The organism is Tessaracoccus lapidicaptus (assembly GCF_001693815.1).
Taxonomy (GTDB): Bacteria; Actinomycetota; Actinomycetes; order Propionibacteriales; family Propionibacteriaceae; genus Arachnia; species Arachnia lapidicapta.
The window spans coordinates 70,642-95,724 of sequence record NZ_MBQD01000020.1 but is presented as its reverse complement, the minus strand read 5'-3'; the positions used below and the strand labels follow the sequence as shown (position 1 = coordinate 95,724).

General features: G+C 72.2%; 16 protein-coding genes, 1 tRNA gene, 1 pseudogene and 1 riboswitch. Of the genes and pseudogenes, 11 read left to right on the top strand and 7 right to left on the bottom strand.

Annotated features, from left to right (window positions below):
- Positions 1–20 precede the first annotated feature (20 nt).
- Positions 21–204: riboswitch (cobalamin riboswitch) on the bottom strand.
- A 391-nt stretch (positions 205–595) separates the two neighbouring features.
- Both BCR15_RS05735 and BCR15_RS05730 read right to left on the bottom strand, forming a co-directional pair.
- Positions 596–669 (bottom strand) — tRNA-Met (locus tag BCR15_RS05735).
- A gap of 64 nt (positions 670–733) precedes the next feature.
- Positions 734–1,738 (bottom strand): aldo/keto reductase family protein, encoded by a 1,005-nt coding sequence (locus BCR15_RS05730; protein ID WP_068751237.1) that lies wholly within the window; start codon positions 1,736–1,738, stop codon positions 734–736.
- Between the two features lie 53 nt (positions 1,739–1,791).
- Here BCR15_RS05730 and BCR15_RS05725 point away from each other — a divergent pair, with 53 nt between their 5' ends.
- The 3 genes from BCR15_RS05725 to BCR15_RS05715 are packed head-to-tail and all read left to right on the top strand — an operon-like array spanning position 1,792 to position 5,004.
- A complete protein-coding gene (locus BCR15_RS05725; protein WP_256094455.1) occupies positions 1,792–2,376 on the top strand; it encodes a DUF1349 domain-containing protein in 585 nt (194 codons plus the stop codon).
- 31 nt (positions 2,377–2,407) lie between these two features.
- Positions 2,408–3,682, top strand: a complete 1,275-nt coding sequence (locus BCR15_RS05720) for a M16 family metallopeptidase (protein WP_068751236.1) — start codon at positions 2,408–2,410, stop codon at positions 3,680–3,682.
- Positions 3,679–5,004, top strand: a complete 1,326-nt coding sequence (locus tag BCR15_RS05715; protein WP_068751235.1) for a M16 family metallopeptidase — start codon at positions 3,679–3,681, stop codon at positions 5,002–5,004. The genes BCR15_RS05720 and BCR15_RS05715 overlap by 4 nt, the downstream gene beginning before the upstream one ends.
- 2 nt (positions 5,005–5,006) lie before the next feature.
- On the opposite strand, the gene BCR15_RS05710 is transcribed toward BCR15_RS05715, so the two are convergent.
- From BCR15_RS05710 to BCR15_RS05700, 3 genes are read right to left on the bottom strand one after another with little or no spacing between them, the layout of a single operon-like run.
- The gene (locus tag BCR15_RS05710) at positions 5,007–7,874 is read right to left on the bottom strand and encodes a UPF0182 family membrane protein (RefSeq protein WP_068751234.1); all 2,868 of its coding nucleotides are present in this window, start codon (positions 7,872–7,874) and stop codon (positions 5,007–5,009) included.
- Complete coding sequence (locus tag BCR15_RS05705) at positions 7,871–8,389, bottom strand: PPA1309 family protein (RefSeq protein WP_068751233.1); 519 nt, start codon at positions 8,387–8,389, stop codon at positions 7,871–7,873. The genes BCR15_RS05710 and BCR15_RS05705 overlap by 4 nt, the downstream gene beginning before the upstream one ends.
- The gene (locus BCR15_RS05700) at positions 8,382–9,425 is read right to left on the bottom strand and encodes a YlbL family protein (protein WP_068751232.1); all 1,044 of its coding nucleotides are present in this window, start codon (positions 9,423–9,425) and stop codon (positions 8,382–8,384) included. Before BCR15_RS05700 ends, BCR15_RS05705 begins: the two co-directional genes overlap by 8 nt.
- Before the next feature lie 104 nt (positions 9,426–9,529).
- On the opposite strand from BCR15_RS05700, the gene BCR15_RS05695 reads away from it, so the two are divergent.
- The 3 genes from BCR15_RS05695 to BCR15_RS05690 all read left to right on the top strand — a co-directional run bounded on the left by BCR15_RS05695 (position 9,530) and on the right by BCR15_RS05690 (position 11,890).
- Positions 9,530–10,864 (top strand): zinc-dependent metalloprotease, encoded by a 1,335-nt coding sequence (locus BCR15_RS05695; protein ID WP_068751231.1) that lies wholly within the window; start codon positions 9,530–9,532, stop codon positions 10,862–10,864.
- A 214-nt stretch (positions 10,865–11,078) separates the two neighbouring features.
- Entirely contained in the window at positions 11,079–11,240 is a 162-nt protein-coding gene (locus BCR15_RS14910) for a DUF5679 domain-containing protein (protein WP_176715192.1), read from the top strand.
- A gap of 140 nt (positions 11,241–11,380) precedes the next feature.
- Positions 11,381–11,890, top strand: a complete 510-nt coding sequence (locus BCR15_RS05690; protein ID WP_068751230.1) for a hypothetical protein — start codon at positions 11,381–11,383, stop codon at positions 11,888–11,890.
- Here the strand turns inward: BCR15_RS05690 and BCR15_RS05685 are convergent.
- Positions 11,881–13,905: an ATP-dependent DNA helicase UvrD2 gene (locus BCR15_RS05685; RefSeq protein WP_068751229.1), complete on the bottom strand. Its 2,025-nt coding sequence runs from the start codon at positions 13,903–13,905 to the stop codon at positions 11,881–11,883. The genes BCR15_RS05690 and BCR15_RS05685 overlap by 10 nt on opposite strands.
- Before the next feature lie 79 nt (positions 13,906–13,984).
- Here BCR15_RS05685 and BCR15_RS05680 point away from each other — a divergent pair, with 79 nt between their 5' ends.
- From BCR15_RS05680 to recD, 3 genes and pseudogenes are all read left to right on the top strand, one after another.
- Positions 13,985–17,017 (top strand): exodeoxyribonuclease V subunit gamma, encoded by a 3,033-nt coding sequence (locus BCR15_RS05680; protein WP_176715191.1) that lies wholly within the window; start codon positions 13,985–13,987, stop codon positions 17,015–17,017.
- A 38-nt stretch (positions 17,018–17,055) separates the two neighbouring features.
- Positions 17,056–20,169: pseudogene (locus tag BCR15_RS05675) on the top strand (UvrD-helicase domain-containing protein); the annotation flags it as partial.
- The gene (gene recD, locus BCR15_RS05670) at positions 20,162–21,874 is read left to right on the top strand and encodes an exodeoxyribonuclease V subunit alpha (protein WP_068751226.1); all 1,713 of its coding nucleotides are present in this window, start codon (positions 20,162–20,164) and stop codon (positions 21,872–21,874) included. The pseudogene BCR15_RS05675 and the gene recD, both read left to right, overlap by 8 nt.
- Positions 21,875–21,876: 2 nt before the next feature.
- Here recD and BCR15_RS05665 read toward each other — a convergent pair whose 3' ends face one another.
- Positions 21,877–23,079, bottom strand: a complete 1,203-nt coding sequence (locus BCR15_RS05665; RefSeq protein ID WP_068751225.1) for an amino acid aminotransferase — start codon at positions 23,077–23,079, stop codon at positions 21,877–21,879.
- 130 nt (positions 23,080–23,209) lie between these two features.
- On the opposite strand from BCR15_RS05665, the gene BCR15_RS05660 reads away from it, so the two are divergent.
- Together BCR15_RS05660 and BCR15_RS05655 are read left to right on the top strand one after the other, a co-directional pair.
- The gene (locus BCR15_RS05660; RefSeq protein ID WP_068751224.1) at positions 23,210–24,352 is read left to right on the top strand and encodes a glutamate--cysteine ligase; all 1,143 of its coding nucleotides are present in this window, start codon (positions 23,210–23,212) and stop codon (positions 24,350–24,352) included.
- Positions 24,349–25,080: a glutamine amidotransferase gene (locus BCR15_RS05655; RefSeq protein ID WP_068751223.1), complete on the top strand. Its 732-nt coding sequence runs from the start codon at positions 24,349–24,351 to the stop codon at positions 25,078–25,080. Before BCR15_RS05660 ends, BCR15_RS05655 begins: the two co-directional genes overlap by 4 nt.
- The last annotated feature ends 3 nt before the right edge of the window (positions 25,081–25,083 follow it).

The following is a 25,083-nucleotide window of genomic DNA, read 5'->3' as shown; positions in this document are numbered from 1 at the left end:
GTCCACGTACGACCTGGCGACGGTTGTCACCAGTGCCAGCAGGTCTTCGGACTCGGGATCAACCGGTGCGAGGCACCTTCCCAGAGCATCGCTCCAGTGGCGTGTTGCCTCGCCCGTCACCCTCACCGCTGCGCGTCAGTCCCGGAATCTCACCGGGTTCCCTGACTCCACGAGTGGAGTACGACTGGCGCCCACACACTAGCGCCTCCCACCACGCGACCGATAGGGCGAGCCCGCGGAGACCTCCGCCCCGCTTGCTGCAGGGCTGTCAGGGTGCGGATCGGCCATCGCCGGGACCGCTCTGACCAGGCAATGGAAGAGGTTGGAAGACAACGAGAGCCAACGAGAACTACGACATCTGATCCCGCGCGGGCTAAGTCCGCCGCGCCTCCAACGGCCCGAGACATCGGCGCCATTCCGGTCACGCCTCGGTTCGCTGGCTATGGACCGCGTCGTCACTCGGGCCCCGTCGGGCCGCGCCTCGCTTCGCGACCAACGGGGTTTCTGGGTCACGAAAGCGCGACACAAGCCGGAATGGTTCAAATGGCGAGTGGCCCGTGACCTGTGTTTCCGCAGGTCACGGGCCAGTTTTCAGTAGCGGGGGCAGGATTTGAACCTGCGACCTCTGGGTTATGAGCCCAGCGAGCTACCGAGCTGCTCCACCCCGCGTCGCTCGATTAACTATACGCATTGTCTGCGGACATACAAAATCGAGCGACGCGGACGTGGGGAATCAGGCCGGGCGGCCGTCGGGCGCGACGGTCTTGGCGGGGTCCCGCTCGACCATGTCGCCGAGCACCTCGTCGATCCTGGACATGAGCTCGTCCGGGATCTCGACACCGCTCGCCTTGACGTTCTCGGCGATCTGCTCGGGGCGCGACGCACCGATGATGGCCGCGGCGACGTTGTCGTTCTGCAGCACCCAGGCGACGGCGAGCTGGGCCATCGTGAGCCCCAGCTCGTCCGCGAGCGGCTGCAGCCGCTGCACCGCGCCGAGGACGTCGTCGCGCATCCAGCGGCTGATCATCTGCTGGCCGCCCTTGGTGTCGGTGGCGCGCGACCCCTCGGGCGCGGGCTGGCCCGGCTTGTACTTGCCCGTGAGCACGCCCTGCGCGATGGGCGACCACACGATCTGCGACACGCCCACCTCTTCGGAGGCCGGGATGACCTGGTCCTCGATGACGCGCCACAGCATGGAGTACTGGGGCTGGTTCGAGACGAACGGGATCTTCAGTTCCTTCGCGTAGCGGGCGGCCTCGCGGATCTTGTCGGCCGGCCACTCCGAGACGCCGATGTAGAGGGCCTTGCCCTGCCGCACGACGTCGGCGAAGGCGATCATCGTCTCCTCGAGCGGGGTCTCCACGTCGTAGCGGTGCGCCTGGTACAGGTCGACGTAGTCCATCTGCAGCCGCGAGAGCGAGCCGTTGATGCCCTCCATGATGTGCTTGCGCGACAGGCCGACGTCGTTGGCGCCCTTGGGCCCGACCGGCCAGTAGACCTTGGTGAAGACCTCGAGCGACTCGCGCCGCTCCCCCTTGAGCGCCTCGCCCAGCACGACCTCGGCGGCGGTGTTGGCGTAGACGTCGGCGGTGTCGAACGACGTGATGCCGTGGTCCAGGGCGGCGCGCACGCAGGCGGTCGCGGTGTCGGCCTCGACCTGCGACCCGTGGGTGAGCCAGTTGCCGTAGGTGAGTTCGGTGATCTTCAGTCCGGAGTTACCGAGATAGCGATACTTCATGCAACAAAACCTACTCCGCCCGTCCAGTCCCCGTGCGCGGCTAGCGTGGGGCCATGAACATGACCTCGCTGCCCTGGTCCGCCGGCACCTGGACGACGCCGCCGGTGGCGGTCGACGACGAGGGCGCGACACTCCGCGTCACGGCCGCCGAGGGGTCCGACGCGTGGCGGGTCACCTCCTACGGCTTCGTCCACGACACCGAGCACACGCTGGTGGCGCCGTTCCCCGCCGGCTCCGCGATGGAGGTCGTCTTCACCGCGGACTTCGATCAGCAGTTCGACCAGGCCGGGCTCTTCGTCACCGCCGGCGCCGATCGCTGGACCAAGGCGGGCGTGGAGTTCGCCGACGGCCACCTCCAGCTGGGCGCCGTCGTCACCGGCCCGCTCTCGGACTGGTCCGTCGCCCCCGTCGACGGGTGGCGGGGTCGTCGCGTGCGGGTCCGTGTGTCGCGGGCCGGAGACGCGCTGACGGTGCGGGCCGGGCTCGACGGCGAGGAGTTGCGGTTGGTCCGGGTGGCGCCCTTCCCACCCGATGCCGAGGCGCTCGCTGGGCCGTTCACCTGCGCCCCGACCCGCGCCGGACTCACCGTCACGTTCCACGCCTGGGCCGCCGGCCCGGCCGACGCAGCGCTCCACTGAGGCCGCGGCCCCGTGGGCTAGCCTTGCGCGCATGACCGAGGCCGCCCTGAGCTATCCCCTGACCCGAGCCCGCCTCGACAACGGACTTCAGGTGGTCGTGGCCCCCGACGCGGCGGCGCCCGGGGTGGCCGTCAACCTCTGGGTCGACGTCGGGTCGGCGGACGAGCAGCCGGGCCGTACCGGGTTCGCCCATCTCTTCGAGCACCTGATGTTCCAGGGGTCGGCCAACGTCGCCAGCGGTGAGCACATGGCCACCGTCGAGGCCCTGGGCGGCACGGTGAACGCCACCACGTCGAGCGACCGCACCAACTACTTCGAGACCGTGCCGCGCGGCGCGCTGGAGCTGGCGCTGTGGCTCGAGTCCGACCGGTTCTCCTCCCTGGCCATCACCGCGGAGAACTTCGAGGCGCAGCGGCAGGTGGTCAAGGAGGAGAAGCGGCAGCGCTACGACAACCAGCCCTACGGCGACCTCCTCGAGCTCCTCACGGCGCAGCACTTCCCCCCCGAGCACCCCTACGGTCACCTCACCATCGGCGCCATGGCGGACCTCGACGACGCGTCCCTCGACGACGTCGCCGCGTTCTTCGACACCTGGTACCGGCCCGCGAACATCCGGCTCGTGCTCTGCGGCCCCGTCACGGGCGACGAGGGCGTGGCCCTGGCCGAGCGCTACCTCGGTGGCCTCCCGGCACGTCCCGGCCGCGCGCCCCGCGACGTGCCCGACCCCCCGCCGGGCCCGCCGACGGTGGTGTCGGTGACCCGGGACGTGCCCCACCCGTTGACGTACCTGTCCTGGGCGACGCCGCCCGCGGCTCATCCGGACCAGCCGGCCATCGACCTCGCGCTCGCCATCCTCGCCGACGGCAACACCTCCCGGCTGCACCGACGGCTCGTGCGGCACGGCGACCTGGCCAACGAGGCACACAGCGCCAGCCTCACCCACCGGTCCACCCGGTCGGTCGCGGCGCTCCTCGCCCGCCCCGTCGAGGGGGTGCCCCTCCCCCGGCTCTCCGACGCCGTGCTCGACGAGGTCGCGCGCTTCGCCCACGAGGGCCCGACCGACGAGGAACTCGCGCGAGCCATCGCGCAGTACGAGCGCGAGTGGCTCTGGGAACTCGCCACCACGGCCGGGCGCGCCGACGCCATCAACGAGGCCTGGCTCTTGCACGGGGACCCCGGCCAGGTCAACCATCACCTCGCGGACGTCCTCGCCCTGGACGCGGGGGCCGTCGCCGCCGCGGCGGGCCGCTGGCTTGCGCCCGCGTCGGCCCAACAACTCCACTACCACGCGGAGGCAGCCGCATGATCCGGCCCGACGTCACGCTGTCGCAGGCGTGGCACTTCCCGACGCCCACCGTCATGTCGCTCCCCACGGGGCTGACGGTGTGGCACTTCCACCTCCCCGGCCAGCACCTGGCCACCTTCGAGCTCGTGCTGCCCGTTGCGCTCGCGGCGGAGCCGCGGGACCTCGAGGGCCTCGGCACCGTCGCGCTGCACGCCATCGACGAGGGCACCGTGAGCCACCCCGACGGCCGGATCGGTGAGTTGCTGGAGGCGCAGGGCGCCACCCTCCACGGAACCGCCCGGCTGCGGTACACGACGTTCGGCGGCCAGGCCCCCACACGCCGCCTGCCGGAGGTGCTGCGCCTCTTCGTCGAGGTGCTCGCCGAACCCGAGTACGCGGAGCGGGACGTGGCGCACCACATCGAGGCACAGGTCGCCGCCTACGACTCCAAGCTGGCGTCGCCGGGTCCGTCCGCGCGCCTCGCGCTGCGGCGCGAACTCTACGGCGCCGAACATCGGGAGGGCCGCCCCGCTGCGGGCACACCCGCGACGCTGGGGCAGCTCACCGCGGCCGACGCGCACGCGTGGCACCGGCGGCACTTCACCCCGGACGGCGCCGTCCTTCTCGTGGCGGGCGACCTTCCGGACCCCGCCCCGCTCTCCAGACTCGCCGACTGGGTCGGGCCAGGTCGGGGATCCGGGTCGACGCCCGCGCCGGCCCCCGACGGCAGGTCCAGGATCGTCGTCGTCGACCGCCCCGGCTCCGTGCAGGCCACCATCCTCATCGGCCGGCGGTCGGTGCCGAGGAGCCATGAGCGGTGGCCCGCGCTGCGGCTCGCCGGGCATGCCGTCGTCGGCGCATTCGCCAGCCGCCTGAACCTGGAGCTGCGGGAGCGCCTGGGCTACAGCTACGGCATCGGCGGTGGGTTCTCCCCCGGCGTGGGCGAGTCACAATTCACCGTCGGCGGCAGCGTCCGGACCGAGGTGGCCGCGGACGCGGTGGCCCGCCTGCTCGACGGGCTCGAACTGCGCGACCCCTTCACCGCCGCCGAGATCGACGACGCGCGCCGCTACCTGGTGGGGGTCGCGCCGCTCGCCAACGAGACGTCGGCCGACATCGTCGGCCAGGCATCTGCCCTGGCCGCCGCAGGCCTGGACGCCGGGTACATGAACCGCCACTTCGCCGACCTCGGCGAGGTTACCCCCGCACAGGCCACTGAGGCCTTCCGCGAGGAGGTGCGGCCCGGCACCCTCACCGTCGCCGTGGCCGGCGCGGCCGAGGAACTGCTCCCGGCCCTGGCCGCCCGCGGGCTGGCCGCGGAGGTCGTCGACCTCCGCGACTGACCTCAGCTCAGCGCGTCGGCCGCCTCCTCGATCTTCGCCTCGGCCGCCTTCACCTTGGCCTGGAAGTCGGCCAGGTCCCCGCTGCGCAGCGCCAGGTCCGCGGCCTCGAACAGGCCCTGGGCCTCGTCGAGCAGGTTGCGGGCCCTGGTCTGGGCGTCCTCGGGGCCGGACGGCTCAGAGGGCACCGCCGGCTCGTCGATCGGCTGTTCGCCCGTCTCCGCCCCGGCATCGCCCTGGAACACCTGGTCGAGTGCCGCCTGCAGCGTGTCCCCGATGCCGATCTCCTCGCCGAACCGCACCACGATGAACCGCAGCGCCGGGTAGGCACCGGTCGTGGCCGTCGTCTGCGTGTAGATGGGCTGCACGTACAGCAGGCCGCCGCCGAGCGGCAGCGTCAGCAGGTTGCCGTAGATCGCGGACGCAGAGGCCCCCTGCCGGTTGAACGGCAGCAGGCTGTCCGCCACCAGCGGGTTGGTCGCGATGAAGTTGTACGTCTGGCCGGGGCCGGCGATCTGCTTGCTGTCGGACAGCTTGAGCACGCGCATCCGCCCGTAGTCCTCACTGGTGGCGTCGGCGTTCACCGCCATGTACACGCTGAGGTTCTCGCGGTCCTTGGGCACGAAGACCGTCGTGTTCGCGAAGTGCGGGTTGGTGTCGCCCGGCCAGCGGATCGTGAGGAAGTACGGAGGCTCCTTGAGACCCTGCTGGCCGCCCCGCACCGGGTCGTTCGGGACCTGCCAGATGTCGGTCTGCGTGTACCAGGTGCTCGGGCTGGTCGTGTGGTAGCGGCCCAGGATCTCGCGCTGCGCCTTGAACAGGTCCTGCGGGTAGCGCAGGTGCTCCAGCAGTTCCGGGGAGATCTCCGACTTCGGGGTCACCGCGCCGGGGAACACCTTCTGCCAGGTCTGCAGGATCGGATCCTCCTCGTCCCACTCGTACAGCGTCACCGTGCCGTCGTAGGCGTCGACGGTGGCCTTGACCGAGTTGCGCACGTAGTTGACCTGCTGGCCCACCAGCAGGCGGTCCGCCTGCGTCCGCGAGTCCGAGATGGCGCGGGTCCAGTCGCTGAGGGTCGAGTTCGGGAAGCTGTCGGTCGTCGTGTAGGCGTCGAGCACCCACACGATGCGGCCGTCGACCACGCTCGGGTATGGGTCGGCGTCGATCGTCAGCCACGGCGCGACCGCCTGGACGCGCTGGGCCGGGATGCGGTCGTGCAGGATCCGCGACTCCTCGTTGACGCGGTCGGAGAGCATGAGGTTGATGTCGCCGAAGCGCATCGCGAACGCGGCCCGCGTGAGCCAGTTCCCGATGGGCACGCCGCCGGTCCCGCTGTAGGTGTACAGCGACTCGGTGCGGCCCTCGCCGCCCGACGGGGTGTCGAGTTCCACCGGCGCCTGACCCTCCGGGGAGCCGACGACGACGTAGTAGTCCGTCGCCTCGCCGAAGTAGATCCGCGGCTCGTGGTCCGGCAGCTGACCGACCGTGGGGATACCACCGGAGAAGAACACCGGCTCGCCGTTGGACTGGCGCTGGTTGCCGAACGCGGCGACCATCCCGTAGCCGTGGGTGTACACGGTGCGGCGGTTGTTCCAGGTGTCGCCCGACTCGACCGAGTTGAGGTCCAGTTCGCGCACCGCGACGACCGAGTCGGTCGGCTTGCCGTCGATGACGTAGCGGTCGACGTCGAGGGTCTCGGGGAACGTGTAGTAGCCGCGCACCTGCTGCAGCTGCTCGAACGCCGGGGGGACGACGGTGGGGTCGATGAGACGGATCGCGGGCAGCGCCGACGCGTCCTGCCGCAGTTGACCCGCGCTGGCCGAGGTCGTGGCCTCGTAGTCCTCGATTTCCACATCCTCGATGCCGTACGCGTAGCGGGTGGCGGTGAGGTTGTTGGCGATGTAGGGCCGTTCCTTCTCCTGCTCGTCCGGCACCACCTCGAAGCTCTGGACGATCCACGGGTACAGCATCGACAGCAGCAGAGCGGACACGACGAGGAGCGCCGTGGCCGCTGCGGGCACGCTCCAGCGCACCTTCCAGGCGTTGACGAACGCCAGGATCGCGACGATCACCGCGATGGAGGCCAGGATCGCGGTCACGGGGGCGCGCGTCGTGAGGTCCGTGTACCCGAGACCGGTGAAGTTGGCGTTCTGGGTCGTGCTCAGCCCGAAGCGGTCGAGGAGGATGTTCGCCGCGATGAGCAGCATGACCACGCCGAAGGTGATCGACAGGTGGCGCTGGGCGCCCAGCCCCGCGGGAGCGTTGCCCGTGCCGCGGAAGGCGGCGGAATTCAGCGCTCCGGTCATGAAGTGGATGGATGCCGCGGCGACGCCGCCCGCGATGACGGCGAACAGCAGGAACCCGACGATGAACCGCAGCCACGGCTGCGTGAACACGTAGTAGCTCGCGTCGAGCCCGAAGTACGGGTCTGTCCAGTCGAACGGCGTGGCGTGCCACCAGGCCAGGAAGGTCTCGGTGGCGCCGGACGCCGCCATGCCCGCCAGGATGCCCAGCGTCACGGACGGGACGGCCATGAGGGCGGTCGAGCGCCGGTCGAGGGCGTCGCGCAGCTGGATCAGGAAGTCGGAGTCGAGGTTGGCGCGCCGCACCTTGGGACGGAGCCGGTAGGCGATCACCTGGCTGAAGAAGACGATGACGAACATCAGCAGCCCGAACCCGATCATGAGGCCGAGCCGCGCGGCCAGCTGGGTCGTGAACACCGACTGGTAGTCGATGCTGCGGAACCACAGATAGTCGGTGACCACCCGGGCCGTGATGACGCTGATCAGCAGGGCACCGCCGACGATGAGGACGGTCCACAGCAAGGGGCCCCGCCTGGTCGAGCCCTCGAAGTCCATCGGCCGGGTGCTCATGCGTCCTCACCCCGGAACGTGTCGGCGAGCGCGTCGGCGAGGCCGGGCACGAGGTCGGCGGCGCCGAGCAGGTCGTCGGGGTTGCTGAGGAGGCGCGCCACCCCGTGCCGACTCCCATCGCGCAACACCCCCACGACGACGCGCACGTCGGTCTTGTGCGGGTGCTTCGCGACGAACTGGGCGGCCTCGTCCGCGTCGTCGGGCACGTCCGCCTCGTACTGCGACGGGAGGAAGGCCCGCTCCATCGCCAGGGCGCAGCCCTCAACGGTATCAGGCCAGAAGATGCCCGACAGCCGCTCGACTACGTCGTGGGTGGCGTGGAACTCGTCCTGTTCGATGGCGGTCAACGCGTCCGGCATGCCGTCGGGCACGCGGCCGCGCAGCTGGGGCTCCACCTCCAGCAGCGTGCTGGTGGTGACGAGGGCGAACAGCCGCGCCGGTTGATCCCACCCGGCAGACGAGACGTGCCTCTCCACGTCCATCAGGCAGGCGACGAGTCTCGATGAGTCAGCCACAGGTGGGCACCTCCGCGGTGTTTCCTTCGTTGATGAGCTGGAGCGCCGCGATGGCGTCCTTGAGCGTGGAGACCTCGACCAGGAGCAGGTCAGAATCGAGGTCACCGATGTCTCCGCAGTTGTCCTCGGGGACCAGGAACACTTCGGCGCCGTCGCGTTCGGCGCCGGCGATCTTCTCCCGGATGGCGCCGATGCGCACGACGCGCCCCCCCGGGCCGATCTCGCCGGTGCCGGCGACGACGCGGTCGTCCATGAGGCCGCCCTCGGTGATGCGGTCGTAGATGCCGAGCGCGAACACGAGCCCGGCGCTGGGGCCCGTCACGTTCTGGTCGACCCCGAAGGTGACCTGAGGCGCGTAGCGAAACCCCGTGTCCAGGCTGATGCCGACGACAGGGCGTTTGGCGTCGGTGTTGCTGGCCGCGGAGGTGACGGACACCGTCTGCTCCAGGCCTTCGCGCAGGACCGTGAAGACGATGACGTCGCCGACGGCGTGACCGGAGATGCGCGCGGCGACGTCGGCGGCCGTCTTCATGGCGATGTCGTCGACGGCGGTGATGAGGTCGCCGGGCATCAGCCGGTCCGCGCTGGGGCCCGAGAGGACCACGCTCTCCACCCGCGGGAGCTCCGTCACGGGCACGCCGGCGGCGCGCAGGGCCGCGACGGTGGCGTTGATGCGCGACTCGTCCATCATCGCGACGGCCTCGCTCTGCACCTGCGTCGACGACTTGCCGGGAGGGTAGATCACCTCGCGCGGCATCGCGTCGGAATCCTCGGCCAGGTGCACGAACACGGCCTCGGGCAGGCTCAGCGTGGAGTCCACCCGCGTCGTCGAGACGGTCGTCATGAGCAGCCGGCCCGGGGTGTCGTAGGTGGGCAGGCCCGCGATGTCGATGACGGGACCGGACGAGGTGGACCCCAGGACGTCGATGGTCTGGCCGGGGCGCCACGCCACGTACGGCACCGGAATGACCACCAGGAGCGCGGCGAGCGTCACGAACAGCAGGGAGGAGACGATCGCCACCGCGTTGCGCGACACCGAGCACTCCCTTCTCCAGATCCGGCTTCACCCTAGCAAGCGGCGGCAAGCCGTCGCGCGGCGCTTGTGCCATGCGGAAGAATGGGCTGCGAGGAGGTCACTCGATGTCCAGCCCCAATCCCTTCGGCCCGTTCGACTTCGAGCAGCTGCGCAGGATGCTCGAGCAGATGGGCCTCGGCGACCCCGAGAACATCGACCTCGAGCAGCTGATGGCGCAGGTGCAGCGCCTGCAGCAGTCCGGCGGCGGCATGATGTTCGGCCTGACGAACGCCGACCGCGACCCCGACGCGGCCTGGCGCACCACGATCACCGCAGCCAAGCAGCTGGCCGCGCAGTCGGGAGCCGACCCGGCGCTGACAGCCGACGAGCGCGCCGCCGTCGTCGACGTCGAGCGCGTCGCGCAGAGCTGGCTCTCGCAGCACACGACGTTCGTGGAGACCGGCCGTCCGGCCCGCGCCGTGACGCGCGCCGCGTGGCTGGACGAGACCGGCGACGGGTGGCGGGCGGTGATCGAGCCCATCATCGACGGCCTGGCCGAGGCGCTGAAGCGCGGCACGACGGAGGGCGGAGAACCCGACCCGATGACGCAGATGCTGGCGCCCATGATGAAGACCTCCGCCTCGCTGATCTACCGCGACCGGCTCAAGCGCGAACTCGCCCAGGTGGCCTGCGACATCCTCACGGGCACCGAGATCGGCTTCAACCTGCTCGGCTCGCACGACGTCGTCCTCATCCCGGCCAACGTGGCCCAGTTCACCCAGGACCTCGACGCGGATGCGCGTGACGTGACGCTCTACCTGCTGCTGCGTGAGGCCGCCCGCCAGCGACTGTTCCACCACGTCGCATGGCTGTCCCCCCAGCTGATGGCGCTGCTGGGGCACTACGCCCGCGAGATCACCATCGACTTCGACGCGATCGCGGGCCAGTTCCAGCCCGAGAACCTGCAGAACCTGTCCATCGAGGAGGTCGTGGCCGTCGGCGAGAAGGTGCGCGGCTCGTTCTTCCAGCCCGCCAGCACCCCGACCCAGCTCGAGATCCTGGACCGCCTCGAGACGCTCCTGGCGCTCGTCGAGGGCTGGGTCGACCACGTCGTCGCCCGGGCGACGGCGCAGTGGCTGCCGAACGCGCCCCAACTCGAGGAACTCGTCCACCGGCGCCGGGCGTCCGCCACTCCGGTGGTCGGCGTGTTCGCCGAACTGCTCGGGCTCGACCTGCGGCCCCGCCTGGTGCGGGACGCGCGCAACCTCTGGGCGGCGGTCGAACACCACCGTGGCGCGGCTGCCCGCGACGCGGTGTGGGGCCACCCCGACCTGTTGCCGTCCACCGAGGACCTGGCTGATCCGCTGCCGTTCGCCTCGGGCGAGGACCGGGAGGACCGGGGCAGCGAAGACGCCATGGACGCCGAACTCCGGCGGCTCCTGGAGGGCCCCGGGGCATGATCCGGTGCCGGATAGCCCTTGACGCGGCTCCGCGCGCCGCGATTAACTTGGCGCCGTGAGTCCCGGTCGGCTCGTTACGCAGGGGAAGGCGGAGCGGGCGGCCCGGGACTCCGCTACGTCAGGGGCGGTGTGTCTCGTTGTGAGTGCACGGCGGCGCCGCCTAGAGTGAACCAGGTTGCTGAATGCATCGGCAGCCCGATTAAGGAGGAAATCAATGGCTACGGAGATCTGGGAAGGCTCCTTCTACTGCGTTAAGTGCAAGGAGAAGCGCGACGCCAAGGGCGAGGTCGTGGTCAACGCCAAGGGCACGAAGATGGCCAAGGGCAAGTGCCCCGAGTGCGGCACGAACCTCAACCGCATCCTCGGGAAGGCCTGAGCCTCACCCACGCAGGACCCCTCGATGGGGCGGCAGCCACCGCGGCGCCGCCCCATCGGTGTTGTCCGGGGCGATCGAGGTGTTGTCCGCAGCACCGCTGACACTGTCTCCTCGCCTCGCCCATGCCGCAGGGTGGCGCCATGGCCACGCCCACCGTCGTCCTCATCGGCCCCGTCGACATGACCACCCCCGTGGAGGCCGCTCTGCGGCGGCTGCCCCTGCGCCCGGCAACCCTGACACCGGCGGCCGCCCTGCGCCGGCCGGGCTGGTGCGTCGGTGCGGCCCTGACGGTGTTCACCTCCCTTCCGGGGGCGCAGCCGACGCTCGAGGCCGAGTGCTACGCGCACGCGACGGGGGCGCTGCACGTCACCTGGGACGACGAGTCGGCGCTGGTCGGCCCGTTCGTCGCCCCGGGCTACGGCCCCTGCCCATCGTGCCTGGCCCAGCCCGCCCATCCCCGCGGGCCGGGTCACGACGCGCTGGCGGCGTGGGCATCGGCCTGGACCGCCCTGCACGCCCTGGCGGTCGTCGAGGGCAGCAGCGACGTCGTGGGCGCCAGCTGGGCGTGGCAGCTGGGCGAGCCGGGGCTCGCGCTCAAAACCTGGAGGAGGCGCCGTGGCTGTCCCGTGGCGGGATGCGCTCAGCCCTGATGTCCCCGGACCACCTCGAGAACCTGATCCCCGTAGCGATCCACCTTGACCCGCCCGATGCCGGGCAGCTTCAGCAGCGCCGCCGCCGTCGTGGGCGCCGCCTCGGCGATCGCCTGCAGGGTGGCGTCGGTGAACACGACGAAGGCGGGCACCGACGCCTCATCGGCCGTCGCCTTGCGCCAGCCGCGCAACGCGTCGAACAGCGCCTCGTCGAACGTCACCTCGCAGGTCTCGTGGCGACTCAGCTTGCGCTCGGCCGCCGTGTGCAGCTGATTGCCGCAGACGCGGCAGGTGCGGGAGCGCACCGACCCCGACCGCTGCCGGGGGGCGCGTCCCACGGTGGCCTCGCCCGTGACCTGGTCCGCGATGAACCGCGACCTAGTGGCGGACCCGCGCCCGGCAGCCCACGTCACCCGCAGATCCCGGCGGGCCCGGGTGAAGCCGACGTACAGGAGTCGCCGTTCCTCGGACAGCGCGGGCTCCTCCTGGCTGAGCACGAACGGCACCAGCCCTTCGCGGACCCCCACGATGGCCACCGACTCCCACTCGAGGCCCTTGGCCGCGTGCAGCGTGGCGAGGGTGACGGCGTCGGCCACGGGCCCCGCCTGCCAGGCGGCCCGCTCGCGGAGCCAGGCGAGCGCGTCCTCGGCGGTCCATCCCTCGCGGCGTCCCGCCTCGTCGACGACCATGCCGCGCAGGGCCGCCAGCGACTCCCAGCGCTCGCGCTGCCTGCCCTGGCCCGAGGGTGCCTCGGAGGTCCAGCCGAGTCGGCCCAGCGCGGTCTCGATCGCGGTCTCCGCCCGGCCCGTGGGGTCCCCGTCGGTCACCCGGCCGTACTCGGCCAGCGCCTGACGCACCTCCGCGCGGTCGTAGAACTTCTCGGTGCCCCGCACCGTGTAGGGGATGTTCCGCTCGGACAGCGCGGCCTCCAGCGACGGCGACTGGGCGTTGATCCGGTACAGGACCGCCATCTCGGACCAGCGCGTGCCGTCTGCGTGCCGCTCCGTGAGCCACCTGGCCGTCTCTGCGGACTCGGTGGCCTCGTCCGGATAGCCGCCGAAGGTGGGGCCCGGACCGCCGGGCCGCGTGGCTTGCAGCGCACCGGCCCCACCCGGCCGGACCCGCAGAACCCGGTTCGCCGACGTGAGCACCTCGGGCGTCGAGCGGTAGTTGCGGAACAGCCGGACGGTCTCGGCGTCCTGGATCTCGTGGCCGAAGCGCAGGAGATACGAGGCGTCCGCGCCGGCGAAGGAGTGGATGGCCTGGTTGGGGTCCCCGACGACGCACACGTCTCGGCGGCCGTCGACCCACAGTGTGACGAGCCGGTGCTGCAGCGCGGAGACGTCCTGGTACTCGTCGACGACGAAGTGGCGGTAGGTGTCGCGGATGGTGGCGGCGATCTCCGGGTGCTCGGTCAGCAACACGGCGTTGCACATGAGGATGTCGTTGAAGTCGACCGTCCCCGCGGCCAGCTTCTGCTTCTCGTAGAGCGTCATCACCGCGGCGACCTGGGCCGGGCTCGCCCCGGACACCGACCGGCCCGCCGCCAGTTCCGGGTAGTGGGCGGCGGTGACGTTGCTGGTCTTCGCCCACGAGATCTCGCTGTCGAGGTCGCGCACCAGCGCCTGATCCGAGGACCCGAGGACCTGATGGGCGGCGCGGGCGACGAGGGCGTAGGTGTTCTCCGCCACGGACGGGAACTCGACGCCGTAGGCGCGCGGCCAGAAGAACTGGCACTGCCTGAGCGCGGCCGCGTGGATGGTGCGGGCCTGGGCGCCGCGGACCCCGAGCCCCGCCAACCGCGACCGCATCTCCCCCGCCGCGCGCGTGGTGAAGGTCACGGCGAGGGTGGCCCCCGGCTGATAGACGCCCTCGCGCACCGCGTGCGCGATGCGGTGCGTGATCGCGCGGGTCTTGCCGGTTCCGGCACCGGCCAGGACGACCACGGGGGCCTCCAACAAGGTGGCGACCCGGCGCTGTTCCGGGTCGAGGGCGTCGAGGATGGGGTCGTCCATCCCCCCATTGTTGCCGGGCCTACCGACAGGTCGCACGTCGAGACCGGGGCGGTCGGTTCTGTCGGTGGTGGCGGCTAAGGTGATCGACGATGTGGACAGGGGGACGCGCATGGCGGTGAGGGCGGTACGGGCCGGGCGCTGGGGCGCGCTCATGGACCGCCTCGCGGAGACGCTCGAGGCCCTGGACCTGGGCCCGTTCGACGCCGCCCGGGTCCTGGTGGCGACACACGAGACCGGCCGCGTGGTCGGTCAGGAGGTGGCGGCCCGGATGGGGGTGTCGGCCGGGATCGCGTACGTTACGCCGCGGGATCTGCTGCGCCACCTCGCCGAGGCTGCCGGGGTCGCCAGGGATCGCGCGCGGTGGCTGGGCACCCCGCTGGACCTGGCCGTTCAGTCGGCGCTGGAGGAGGTGGCCGCGGGCCATCCGCTGCTCCACGCCGCGCTCGGTGCCGGCGCGGGGCGCCCGGGGCGCCGTCGAGCCACGGCCGTCAGGCTCGCCCGCCTGCTGCGCACCTACGCGGACCACGCGCCGGACCTCGTCGAGGCCTGGCTGGGGGGCTCAGACGCCGGCCTGGGCGGCGAGGCGCTGCCCGAGACGGCGGCCTGGCAGCCCGCACTGCTGCGCGCCGCCGTCGAACGCCTGGAGTTGGATCCGCTCGATGTCCAGGCCGCCGTCGCTGACGCCGCCCGGTCCGACACCACTCCCACCGTCCTCGTCGGGGTCGACTGGCTCACCACGCAGGAGGCCCGGGTGGTCTCCGCGCTCGGGGAGGACGGGACCCTCGTCCTGCTCCACCACAGCGGCTCGCCGGGAGCCGCGTGGGCCGAGGGCATCGCCTCGGAGGTCGAGGACGCTCCGGCGATGGAGCCCCTGGTGCCCGCCGTCGACGTGCACGACTCGCACGGGGAGGCCCGCCAGGTGGAGGTGCTACGCGACGAGCTGACCCGCTTGTTCGCCGAGGACCCCACGCTGGAGCCGCGGGAGGTGGCCGTCGTCTGCCCGCAGATGGAGCGGTACGCGCCGCTGCTGGACGCGGCCTTCGCGCCGGTGCCGGCGGGCGAGGCCCACCCTGGGCGCGGGCTGCGGGTCCAGCCCGTGGGCGCCACTCCACCCAATCCCCTCGTGCTGGTCCTGGTGGACCTGCTGCGGCTGGGCTCAACGCGCGCGACGGCCAGTTCCCTGGTGGAGCTGCTGCTGCGGCCCGCGATCGCCCACCGCTGGCGCTTCACCGATCGGGCGGCCCTGGTCGAGCTGGTCGACGGGTCCGGGGTCCGCTGGGGCATGGACGCCGCGCACCGGGCCCAGTTCGGCCTGGGCGACGTGGTCCAGAACACCTGGCTGCGTGGCCTGGACCGCCTGCTCATCGGCTTGGCCGTGGCCCCCGACGAGTCGGCCGGGCTCGGGCTCAGCGGCGCCGACGTGGTCTCGACCACGGACATGGACACGGTGGGGTCGCTGTGCGAGGTCGTGTCGCGGCTGCGGCGCCTCATCGCAGACTCGGCGGATCCCGCCACCGTGCCCCGGTGGGTTGCCACCTGCCGCGCGGCGATCGACTCGCTGGTGGCCCTCCCCCGCGCGGACGAGTGGCAGCTGACCGCGGCGGCCCGCGTGCTCACCCGCCTGGAGCACGACCATGCGGGGGATGAGACCACGCTGACACGGCACGAGTTCTCGCTCCTGCTCGCGGACCTGGCCTCCGGCTACCGACGGCGCCCGGCCGCCGGGAACGGCTCGCTGCTGGTCCTGCCCCTCGGGGAGTTGCCGCACGTGGAGTTCCGCGTCGTGGCGCTGCTCGGGGTGACCGACGACGTGGTGCCGGGGCGAATGGGCGCGCCCGCCGACTGCGTGGACCTGGGCGCCGCCACCCCGGATCCCCGGGAGCGGCGCCGCCGCCAACTGCTGGACCACGCCCGCGCCGCGGAGCGGCTCGTCATCGTGCGGCAGGCACGTTCGGAGCGCACGAACGACCGGGCCGCGCTGCCCGTCGCCGTCAGCTGGCTGCTGGAAGAGCTGGGCGTCGACCCGGCGCCGGTCGCGCATCCGCCCACCGCCACCTCGGAGGGCAACTTCCTGGAGCGCCCCGGGTTCGACGCCGCCGCCCGCGCCGGCGCTCTCGCCCGGCGCTCCCGGCCGCAGCAGCAGCCCTCCCGCCACGCGCGGCGGCGGCAGCAGGCCCGCACCCGTCCGGTCGGACCGCCCCCGGCGCAGGTGACCATCGCCCAGCTGTCCCGCTTCCTCGCGGACCCCGCCAGGGGATTCCTCCAGACCGCGGCCGGCGTGACGCTCCGGGAGGCTCCCGAGCTCACCGACGACATCCCGCTCGAGCCGCGAGGGCTGGAGCGGTGGTCCATCCTCAACGACCTGCTCGAGGCGTGGAAGTCGGGCGAATCGGGCAGCCGCGTGGCCGAGGCGCTCCGGCAGCGCGAGGTGCACCCGCCCCTGGAGATCGGGAGGCTGGCGTTCGAACGGGCCCACGAGGAGGCTGAGGCGCTCTGGTCCCGAGCGGAGGCAGACTGGCACGCTGAGCTCGCCGAGCACCGCCTCGACGTGCAGGTCCCGGTCTCGGGCGGGGTCGTCCGGGTCACGGATCAGGTGCGCACGCGCGGCGGTGCCGCCGTCACCGTCACCGCCAGCAGCGGTGACGAGCAGGTGATCCGGCCGTGGCTGGAGGCCGTCGCTCTCGCGGCTGCGGGCATGCCGGCTCCGGCCCGCCTGCACCGGCTCCTCAACGACTTCGGACGCCTGGTCCCGCGCGTGCACCAGATCCGCGACATCCCACCGGAGGAGGCGATGACCAGCCTCACGTCCGTGGTCAGCGCGTTCTCGCTGGGGCAGCACCGGCTGCTGCCGGTGCCCGCCGCGCCGGCGATCCAGTACGCGCGGGAGATGCACCGCGGCGGCTTCGAGCAGGCTCACTGGTCGGGCCCGTTCCAGGACTACCGGTCGAAGTGGCCGTGGCCCGCCCGCAGCTGGCGCCTGTTCTACGAGGCCGACGTGTCGGAGCTGTTCGCCGACCCGCCGCTGCCGGAGGACCCGCAGACGGCTGGGTCGTCGGCCTTCACCGCCTGGGCGCTGGCGCTCTACGCACCATTGGTGAGGAGCGGCGCATGACCTCCTTCGACCTGACCGGCCCCCTGCCGCGCGCCACCACCCTCCTGGAGGCGAGCGCCGGGACCGGCAAGACCTACGCCATCGCAGCGCTGGCCGCCCGCTACCTCGCGGAGGACGGACTCGACGTCCGCGACCTCCTGCTCATCACCTTCGGCCGGCACGCCACCGGAGAGTTGCGCTCCCGGGTCTTCGAACGCCTGACCAGGACCGTGACTGCCCTTGACGCCGCGTTGGCCGGCCAGCCGCTGCCAGACCCCGAGGACCGGGTGGCCGCCCACCTCGCCGGGGCCCACGCGGACCTGCACCGCGCACGGCTGGCCGAGGCCGTCGCCCGGTTCAACGAGGTGACCATCCTCACGACCCACTCGTTCTGCCAGTCGATGCTCCACGAGCTCGGCATCCTCGGCGACTGGGACCCGGCTGAGGTCGTCGGGGCGGACCCGGTCGACCTGGCCCATCAATGCACCGCCGACACCTACCTCAAGCTGCACCGCATGGACGGGCAGCCGCCCATCGCGCCGCGCGCCGCGCTACGCATCGGGGTGGAGGCCGCGCTCTCGACGCTCGACCTGCTCCCGCCATCGGGGCCGCACCACGAGTTCGCCCGGCAGGTGCGCGAGTTGTATGCCGACCGCAAGGGCGCGGAGGGCATCTGCACCTACAACGACGTCATCTCCCGCCTCCTGCGCATCCTCCAGACCCCGACGACGGGCGAGGCGGTGCGGGACGCCCTGCAGCGCCGCTTCCGGACCGTCCTCATCGACGAGTTCCAGGACACGGATCCGGACCAGTGGGCCATCGTGGAGCGGGCGTTCCTCGGGCCGGACCGCCCGACGATCCTCATCGGGGACCCCAAGCAGTCCATCTACGCGTTCCGCGGCGCGGACCTGCACAGCTACCTCGACGCCAAGGCCACGGCGGACGTCCACACGCTCGCCGTCAATCGCCGCACCGACAAGCCGCTGGTCGACGGCGTCGTCGAGCTCTTCGCCGAGCTCGGGCTGGGCGACGACAGCGTCACCGTGTCCCCCGTCGGCGCGGCCCATCCCGAGCCGCGGCTCGTCGTTCCGCCCGCCGAGCGGCTCTGGCTGCGCACCACCACGCGCCAGGAGCTGCAGCACTGCGCACCGGCCGCAGCCATCGACTCAGACCTCATGGCCATGGTGCGCAGCCTGGTCGGTCGCGCGTCCTTCACGCACCGTGCGGACCCGGCGGTCCGCTACAGCGACATCGCCATCCTCGTCCGCCGCGGCGCCCGCGCGCGGCAACTGCGCGCCGACCTTGACCGGGCGGGGATCCCCGCGGTCCTCACCGGATCCCAGTCCGTCTGGACCCAGCCGGCGGCGCGCGACTGGACGGCCCTGCTGTCCGCGATGGCGGACCCCATGCAGGCCACCATCCGGCTGGCCGCGCTCACCGCGCTGATCGGGTCGGACCTCGGCACGCTCCTGGACCCCGCCGGCCCTGAGCCGGCGCGGGTCTCGTCGCTGGTGCGGACACTGGCCCAGCGCTTCGCCGACGGCGGCATCGCGCGGGTGGTCACCCACCTGCGCGCGGTCGAGCGACTCGACGAACGGCTCCTCGCCGAGCGGGACGGCGAGCGCGAACTCGCGGACCTGCTGCACGTGGCGGAGCTACTCGACGCAAGCGGCGAGCGAACCGTGAGCGGGCTGCTCGCGCTCATCGAGCGGCGCGCCTCAGACGAGGAGTCCGGCGACGCCATCAGGGTCGCCACCGACGAGGACGCGGTGCGGGTCATGACGATCCACGCGGCGAAGGGCTTGGAGTTCCCCATCGTGCTGGTGCCGGAAACCGACGGCGTCAAGGCGGTGCGGAGCCGGCCGTTCACGCTCGTGCACGAGGGCCGTCGCCACCTCTACGTCGGCCCCTCGCCGACGAACGGCGAGCAGCTCGCACGCGACCTCGACGATCAGACCCTGGCCGAGGAGCTGCGGGTCCTGTACGTCGCCCTCACCCGGGCGCAGCACCTGTGCGTCGCCTGGCACGTGGCGGGCGGGGCGGGCGGCCGCCCGGACCCCATGGCCACGCTGGTGCGCGCGTGGGAGAAGCGCCGCGCGGCGCTGGGCGGCGCGACGCCGTCCGCGGTGTTGCGCATGGGCATGGGCCTGTCGGCCCCGCCGTCGCCCGCGCCCGACGCGACCCCCCGGCCCGAGCTGTCGCTCGGTCGCTGGCGCCGCAGCATCGACACAACATGGCGACGCACGTCCTACTCGGGCCTCACGCAGGCGCTGCACGAGCAGGCGCCGGCCCACGTCCTGGCCGACGAATCGGCGACCGTGGACGTCGCGGCGCCCGCCCCCGTCGACGCCGCACTGTCGGCCCTCTCGCCCATGGCGGGGCTCCCGGCCGGGGCGGCTTTCGGGACGCTCGTCCACGAGGCGCTCGAGCGGCTGGCGTGGGAGCCCGGCACGCTCGAGGCATCGGCTCGGGCGGTCACGGCCGAGCTCGGCCCCGAGCACGCCCTGCACCCGGATCTCCACGAGACCCTGGCCGACGCCCTGATCGCCGTCGCCCGCACCCCGCTGCTGCCGCTGACCTCCGCCGCGCTCACCGACCTGCCCACGACGCGCCGGCTCCCGGAGCTGGACTTCGACCTCCCGTTGGCCGACGACGGAACCCCCGCGACGGTCGGGGACCTCGCCGAGCTGATGGCCGCCCATCTGCCGGCCGCCGATCCCCTGGCCGGGTATCCGCACCGGCTGCGCTCCTCGGAGGCCGCCGACTCTGTGCTCAACGGGTTCCTCACCGGATCCATCGACGCCGTCCTGCGCCTGGACGACGGCCGGTTCCTTGTCGTGGACTACAAGACCAACCGGCTCGCCCCGGGTCCGGGGGCGGACCTGATCCTGGGCCACTACGTGGCGCCCGCCATGGCCGAGGCCATGATGCAGGCCCACTATCCGCTGCAGGCCATCCTGTACTGCGTCGCGCTCCACCGCTATCTGGCCCGGCGGCTGCCCGCCTACGAGCCCGCGACGCACCTCGGCGGTGTCGGCTATCTCTTCGTGCGCGGGATGGCGGGGCCGGAGGCGCCGGTCGTCGACGGCGCCAGCTGCGGCGTCATGGCGTGGCATCCACCCGCGGCGCTCGTCGTCGCCGCGTCCGAGTTGTTGGGAGGCCGCCGTGCCTGAGATCCCGATCGCCGCCGACGGCGTCCTGCGCGACTTCTGCGCGGCGGGCATGCTGCGCCCCATCGACTTCCACCTGGCCCGGCGCCTCGCCGCGCTGGCCGGCGAGCCCGACCCCGACGTGCAGTTGGCCTTCGCGCTGGCGGCGCGGGAACTGCGGCTCGGCTCGGTCTGCCTCGACGTCCGGACAGCCCACCTGGACCTGCTCCCGGAGGCCGACCTCGACGGCGCCGACACCGACCAGGCGGCCCTCGCCTGGCCCGATCCGGACGAGTGGCTCACCCGCATCGCCGCCTCCCCCGCCGTCGCCGCACCCGAGTCAGAGGCCCGCCCCTTCCGGCTGCACGACACCCTGCTGTACCTCGACCGGTACTGGCGGCAGGAACGCCGACTCGCCCGGGCGCTGCGGCTCCGCAGCGCACTGTCCCCGCTCGAGGTCACCGAGGCCGCGCCGCTCGCCGTCGGCGAGCACACGGACGCCCGTCAGGAGGCTGCGGTCGCCGCCGCCCTCCGGCACCCCACGACCGTCATCACGGGGGGTCCGGGCACCGGCAAGACGAGCATCGTCGCGCGCATCCTGGCGTCGCTGGCGCCGGCGGAGCCCCGCATCGCCCTCGCGGCGCCCACCGGCAAGGCCGCCGCCCGCCTGCAGTCGGCCGTGGCCGCCCGCCTACCGGGCAGTCCCCACCTGTGGGGCGGGACGCTGCATCGGCTTCTCGGCGCACGGCCCCGGTCCCCCCACGTGGAGTACGGCCCGGGCAACCCGCTGCCCTTTGACGTGGTGGTGGTCGACGAGACCTCGATGGTGTCGCTGGAGATGATGGGCCAGCTGATGGCGGCGCTGGCGCCCGAGACGCGGCTCGTCCTCCTCGGCGACCCGCATCAACTCCGCTCGGTCGAGGCCGGCGCCGTCCTGGCCGACATCGAGCGCGCCGGTGGCCTCGTCACCGCTCCCGGCGGCCACATCGCCCGGCTGACCACGAACTTCCGCTCGAACGCCGAGATCAACGCCCTCGCCGACGCGATCCTCGCCGGCGACGCCGCCGCCGCCCGCGAGGTGCTCGCCTCCGGATCCAGCGTCGAGCTCGTCGACTTCGACGGTTCGGCGGACCCGGTGTCCCTGCCCTCCGTGCGCGAGGACGTCCTGGCGGCGGCCGGGCGGGTGGTCGCCGCGGCCACGGCCGGCGACACCGTCGGCGCGCTCGACGCGTTGGCCGGGCACCGCATCCTGTGCGGGCACCGCGACGGACCCTTCGGCGTGGGCCACTGGGCGCGAGCCGCGCGCAGCTGGCTCGCCACACAGCTGCCCGACTACGGGTTCGAGACCAGGTCCTACGCCGGCCAGCCGCTGCTGCTGCAGCGCAACACCGAGCTGTACCACAACGGCGACACCGCCGTGGTCATCGACGTCGGGGGTGAGCACGTGGCGGTCATCGACCGGCCGGACGGGCCCCTGTCGGTGGCCCCGTCGTTGCTGGACGACGCGGCGGACCTGCACGCCATGACGATCCACAAGTCGCAGGGCAGCCAGTTCGACACCGTCTCCGTCGTGCTGCCGCCGTCGGGTTCGGCGCTGCTCACGCGCGAGCTGCTCTACACCGCCGTGACGCGGGCCCGCGGGCGCGTGCGTCTCTACGGCTCGGCGGACCGGCTCGACGAGGCCATCGCGACCCCGGTCAGGCGGGCCAGCGGGCTGGCCCGCCACTGAACTCAGGAGCCGGAGCGGACCGCCGCGATGGCGTCGGCGACATAGCCGAGGTTCCCGGTGTTGAGCGCGGCCACGCACATGCGGCCCGCGTCGGTGCCGTAGATGCCGTAGTCCGTGCGCAGTGCGATCATCTGCTGCTTCGTCAGCCCCGAGTAGCTGAACATCCCGAGCTGCCCGGCGATGAAGCCCATGTCCGTGACCCCGCGGGCCTCGAGCGCGCCCACGAGCCCGCGCCGCAGCTGCTTGATGCGGTCGCGCATCGCGGCGAGCTCCTGTTCCCAGCCGCGGCGGAGCGCGCCGTCGGTCAGGACAGCGGTCACGAGCGCGGCGCCGTGGGTCGGCGGGTTGGAGTAGTTGGTGCGGATGCAGATCTTGAGTTGGGACAGGACCCGCCGGGCGGCGTCGGCCGACTCGGACACGACCGACAGGGAGCCGACGCGCTCGCCGTAGAGGCTGAACGACTTCGAGAACGAGGTGGACAGGAAGAACTCGAGCCCGGACTCGATGAACCGCGCCACGACGGCGCCGTCCTCCTCGATGCCGAACCCGAAGCCCTGGTAGGCCATGTCGAGGAACGGCATGAGCTCGCGGTCCCGGACGGTCTCGATGACCTGGTCCCACTGCTCGGGGGTCAGGTCGTAGCCGGTGGGGTTGTGGCAGCAGGCGTGCAGCACGACGACCGTGCCGGCGTCCGCGCTGCGTAGATCCGCCAGCATGCCGTCGATGTCGATGCCGTGCAGCGCCGGCTCGTAGTAGCGGTAGCTGTCCACGCGGAACCCCGCTCGGGTGAACAGGGCGCGGTGGTTCTCCCAGCTGGGGTTGGAGATCAGCACGGTGGCCGACGGGTTGATCTGGCGCAGCAGATCCGCCCCGACCTTGAGGGCGCCGGTGCCGCCCAGCGTCTGGACCGTGGCGACGCGGCCGTCTGCGAGGACGTCGGCGCCGTCGCCGAACACCAACGAGCGGACGGCGTCGCGGTAGGCGGGCGAGCCGTCGATGCCGAGGTACCCCTTGGGCTTCGGGTCCGCGGCCAGCCGCGACTCCGCGTCGCGCACGCAGTCGAGCAGAGGCAGCTTCCCGTTCTCGTCGAGGTAGACCCCGACGCCCAGGTTCACCTTCTCGGGCCGCGGGTCGGCGACGAAGGCCTCAGTGAGACCGAGGATCGGATCGGCGGGGGCGAGTTCGACGCGATCGAACAGCGACATGGGAGCACCTCTCTTCCTGGGAGGCCCAGCCTAATGCCCCTCACGCACCGGTCTGGACCTGCGCCCACGGTGTGGCGTCGCGTGTCAGACTGAACGTGCCGCGCATCGCCGGGGCCGTGGAGGAGGGTGCATGCGGATCAGATTCGGGACGTCCGAGCAGTCGACCATCGGGATCGAGTGGGAACTCGCCGTGGTCGACCAGCACACGCTGGAACAGGTCCCGGCCGCCGACGTCATCCTCAGCCGGGTGGCCGACCCGGTGGACGGCCCCATCCGCGGCGAGTACCTGACGAGCATGATCGAACTGGTCACGGGCGTGCACCGCACCGTGCCCTCGGCGGTGGCGGAGATGCGGCGCCACCTCGAGCAGGCGCTGTCGCTGCTGGAACCCAGGGGGCTCACCCTGCTGGGCGCCGGGACCCATCCCTTCGGGGATCCGACGCTCCAGAAGCCGGGCGACAAGGCCCAGTACCGTCGGGTCACGGAGCGCAACGGCTGGTGGGGCAAGCAGATGGCGATCAACGGCCTGCACATCCACACCGGCATCGACCACCGCGACAAGGCCCTGCCCATCGTCTACGGCCTGGCCCGCTTCGCGCCCTACTTCATCGCGCTGTCGGCCTCCTCGCCGTTCTGGATCGGCGAGGACACCCGCTTCGCCTCGCAGCGCACGATGATCTTCCAGCAGCTGCCGACCAACGGCCTGCCGTATCACATGGCCGACTGGGCGGAGCTGGAGCGCTTCGCGTCGCAACTCGAAGGGGTGGGGCTGATCCAGAACCCGTCGGAGATCCGCTGGGACGTGCGCCCCTCGACGTGGGGCACCGTCGAGAACCGATGCATGGACTCGGTGCCGACGCTCATGGAGATCGGGGCCCTGACGGCGTTCAACCAGTGCCTGGTCGAGCGCATGTCGCGAGCCCTCGCCTCCGGCGAACCCATCCACCAGCTCCCGTTCTGGTTCATGCGGGAGAACAAGTGGCGTGCCGCCCGCTACGGCTTGTCGGCCGATGTCATCACGCACCGCAAGGACGAGTACCTCATCCACGTCAGCGACGGCATCCTCCGCTGGGTCGAGGAGCTCACCCCCATCGCCGAGCAGCTGGGCTGTGCGGAGAACCTCGCCGACGTCGGCCGCCTCGTCCGCGGCGGTCCCAGCTACCTGCGTCAACGCCGGGTCGCGGCGGCGCACGACGGCGACACGCACGCCGTGACGCGCGCCGTCGTCGACGAGCTGCGGGCGGGGACCCCCACCTTCAGGGAGGGGCAGTGAGACCCTTCCTGCTGCTCAGCACGCGCCCGGAGGACGACGCCGCCGAGGGTGAGCGCGAGGCGATCGTGCGGCTGGCCGGGCTGCGGCCCGACGAGCTCGTGCAGATCCGCGTGGAGGCCGCCGCTGTGCCATCGCTGGACCCGACGCAGTACGCGGGGGTGTTCCTGGGCGGCGGTCCGTTCAACGCCAGCGACACCGACAAGTCGGCCGTGCAGCTGCGCGCCGAGGCCGACATCGCCCGCGTCCTCGACGTCGTGGTGGCCCGCGACCTGCCGTTCCTGGGACTGTGTTACGGCGTCGGCGCCCTCACCGCGCACTTCGGCGGCGTCGTCGACCGCAGCGTCGGGGAGGACGTGGGCGTCGTCACGTCGACGCTGACGGACGAGGGCCGCGCCGACCCGCTCTTCGACGGCATCCCGGACCGGTTCAGGGCCTTCACGGCACACAAGGAGGGGTGCCGCGTCCCGGCCGCCGGCGCGACCGTCCTCGCGACGGGTGTGGCGTGTCCCATTCAGGCGTTCCGGCTGGGCCGCAACGTCTACGCCACGCAGTTCCACCCCGAGCTCGACTCGGCGGGGCTGGCGGCGCGGATCCGCATCTACCGCGACGCCGGGTACTTCGATCCCGCGGACACCGAGAAGCTGGTCGCGTTCGCCGAGACCTCGACCATCTCGGACGAGGTGCATCTCATGATGACGAACTTCGTCCGGATCGCCCGGGGACGCTGACCC

What these genes read in the sequence shown, in the direction of transcription:
- BCR15_RS05730 (WP_068751237.1), bottom strand. Translation starts at nt 1,738, where the DNA reads ATGAAGTATCGCTATCTCGGTAACTCCGGACTGAAGATCACCGAACTC.
- BCR15_RS05725 (WP_256094455.1), top strand. Translation starts at nt 1,792, where the DNA reads ATGAACATGACCTCGCTGCCCTGGTCCGCCGGCACCTGGACGACGCCG.
- BCR15_RS05720 (WP_068751236.1), top strand. Translation starts at nt 2,408, where the DNA reads ATGACCGAGGCCGCCCTGAGCTATCCCCTGACCCGAGCCCGCCTCGAC.
- BCR15_RS05715 (WP_068751235.1), top strand. Translation starts at nt 3,679, where the DNA reads ATGATCCGGCCCGACGTCACGCTGTCGCAGGCGTGGCACTTCCCGACG.
- BCR15_RS05710 (WP_068751234.1), bottom strand. Translation starts at nt 7,874, where the DNA reads ATGAGCACCCGGCCGATGGACTTCGAGGGCTCGACCAGGCGGGGCCCC.
- BCR15_RS05695 (WP_068751231.1), top strand. Translation starts at nt 9,530, where the DNA reads ATGTCCAGCCCCAATCCCTTCGGCCCGTTCGACTTCGAGCAGCTGCGC.
- BCR15_RS14910 (WP_176715192.1), top strand. Translation starts at nt 11,079, where the DNA reads ATGGCTACGGAGATCTGGGAAGGCTCCTTCTACTGCGTTAAGTGCAAG.
- BCR15_RS05690 (WP_068751230.1), top strand. Translation starts at nt 11,381, where the DNA reads ATGGCCACGCCCACCGTCGTCCTCATCGGCCCCGTCGACATGACCACC.
- BCR15_RS05685 (WP_068751229.1), bottom strand. Translation starts at nt 13,905, where the DNA reads ATGGACGACCCCATCCTCGACGCCCTCGACCCGGAACAGCGCCGGGTC.
- BCR15_RS05665 (WP_068751225.1), bottom strand. Translation starts at nt 23,079, where the DNA reads ATGTCGCTGTTCGATCGCGTCGAACTCGCCCCCGCCGATCCGATCCTC.
- BCR15_RS05660 (WP_068751224.1), top strand. Translation starts at nt 23,210, where the DNA reads ATGCGGATCAGATTCGGGACGTCCGAGCAGTCGACCATCGGGATCGAG.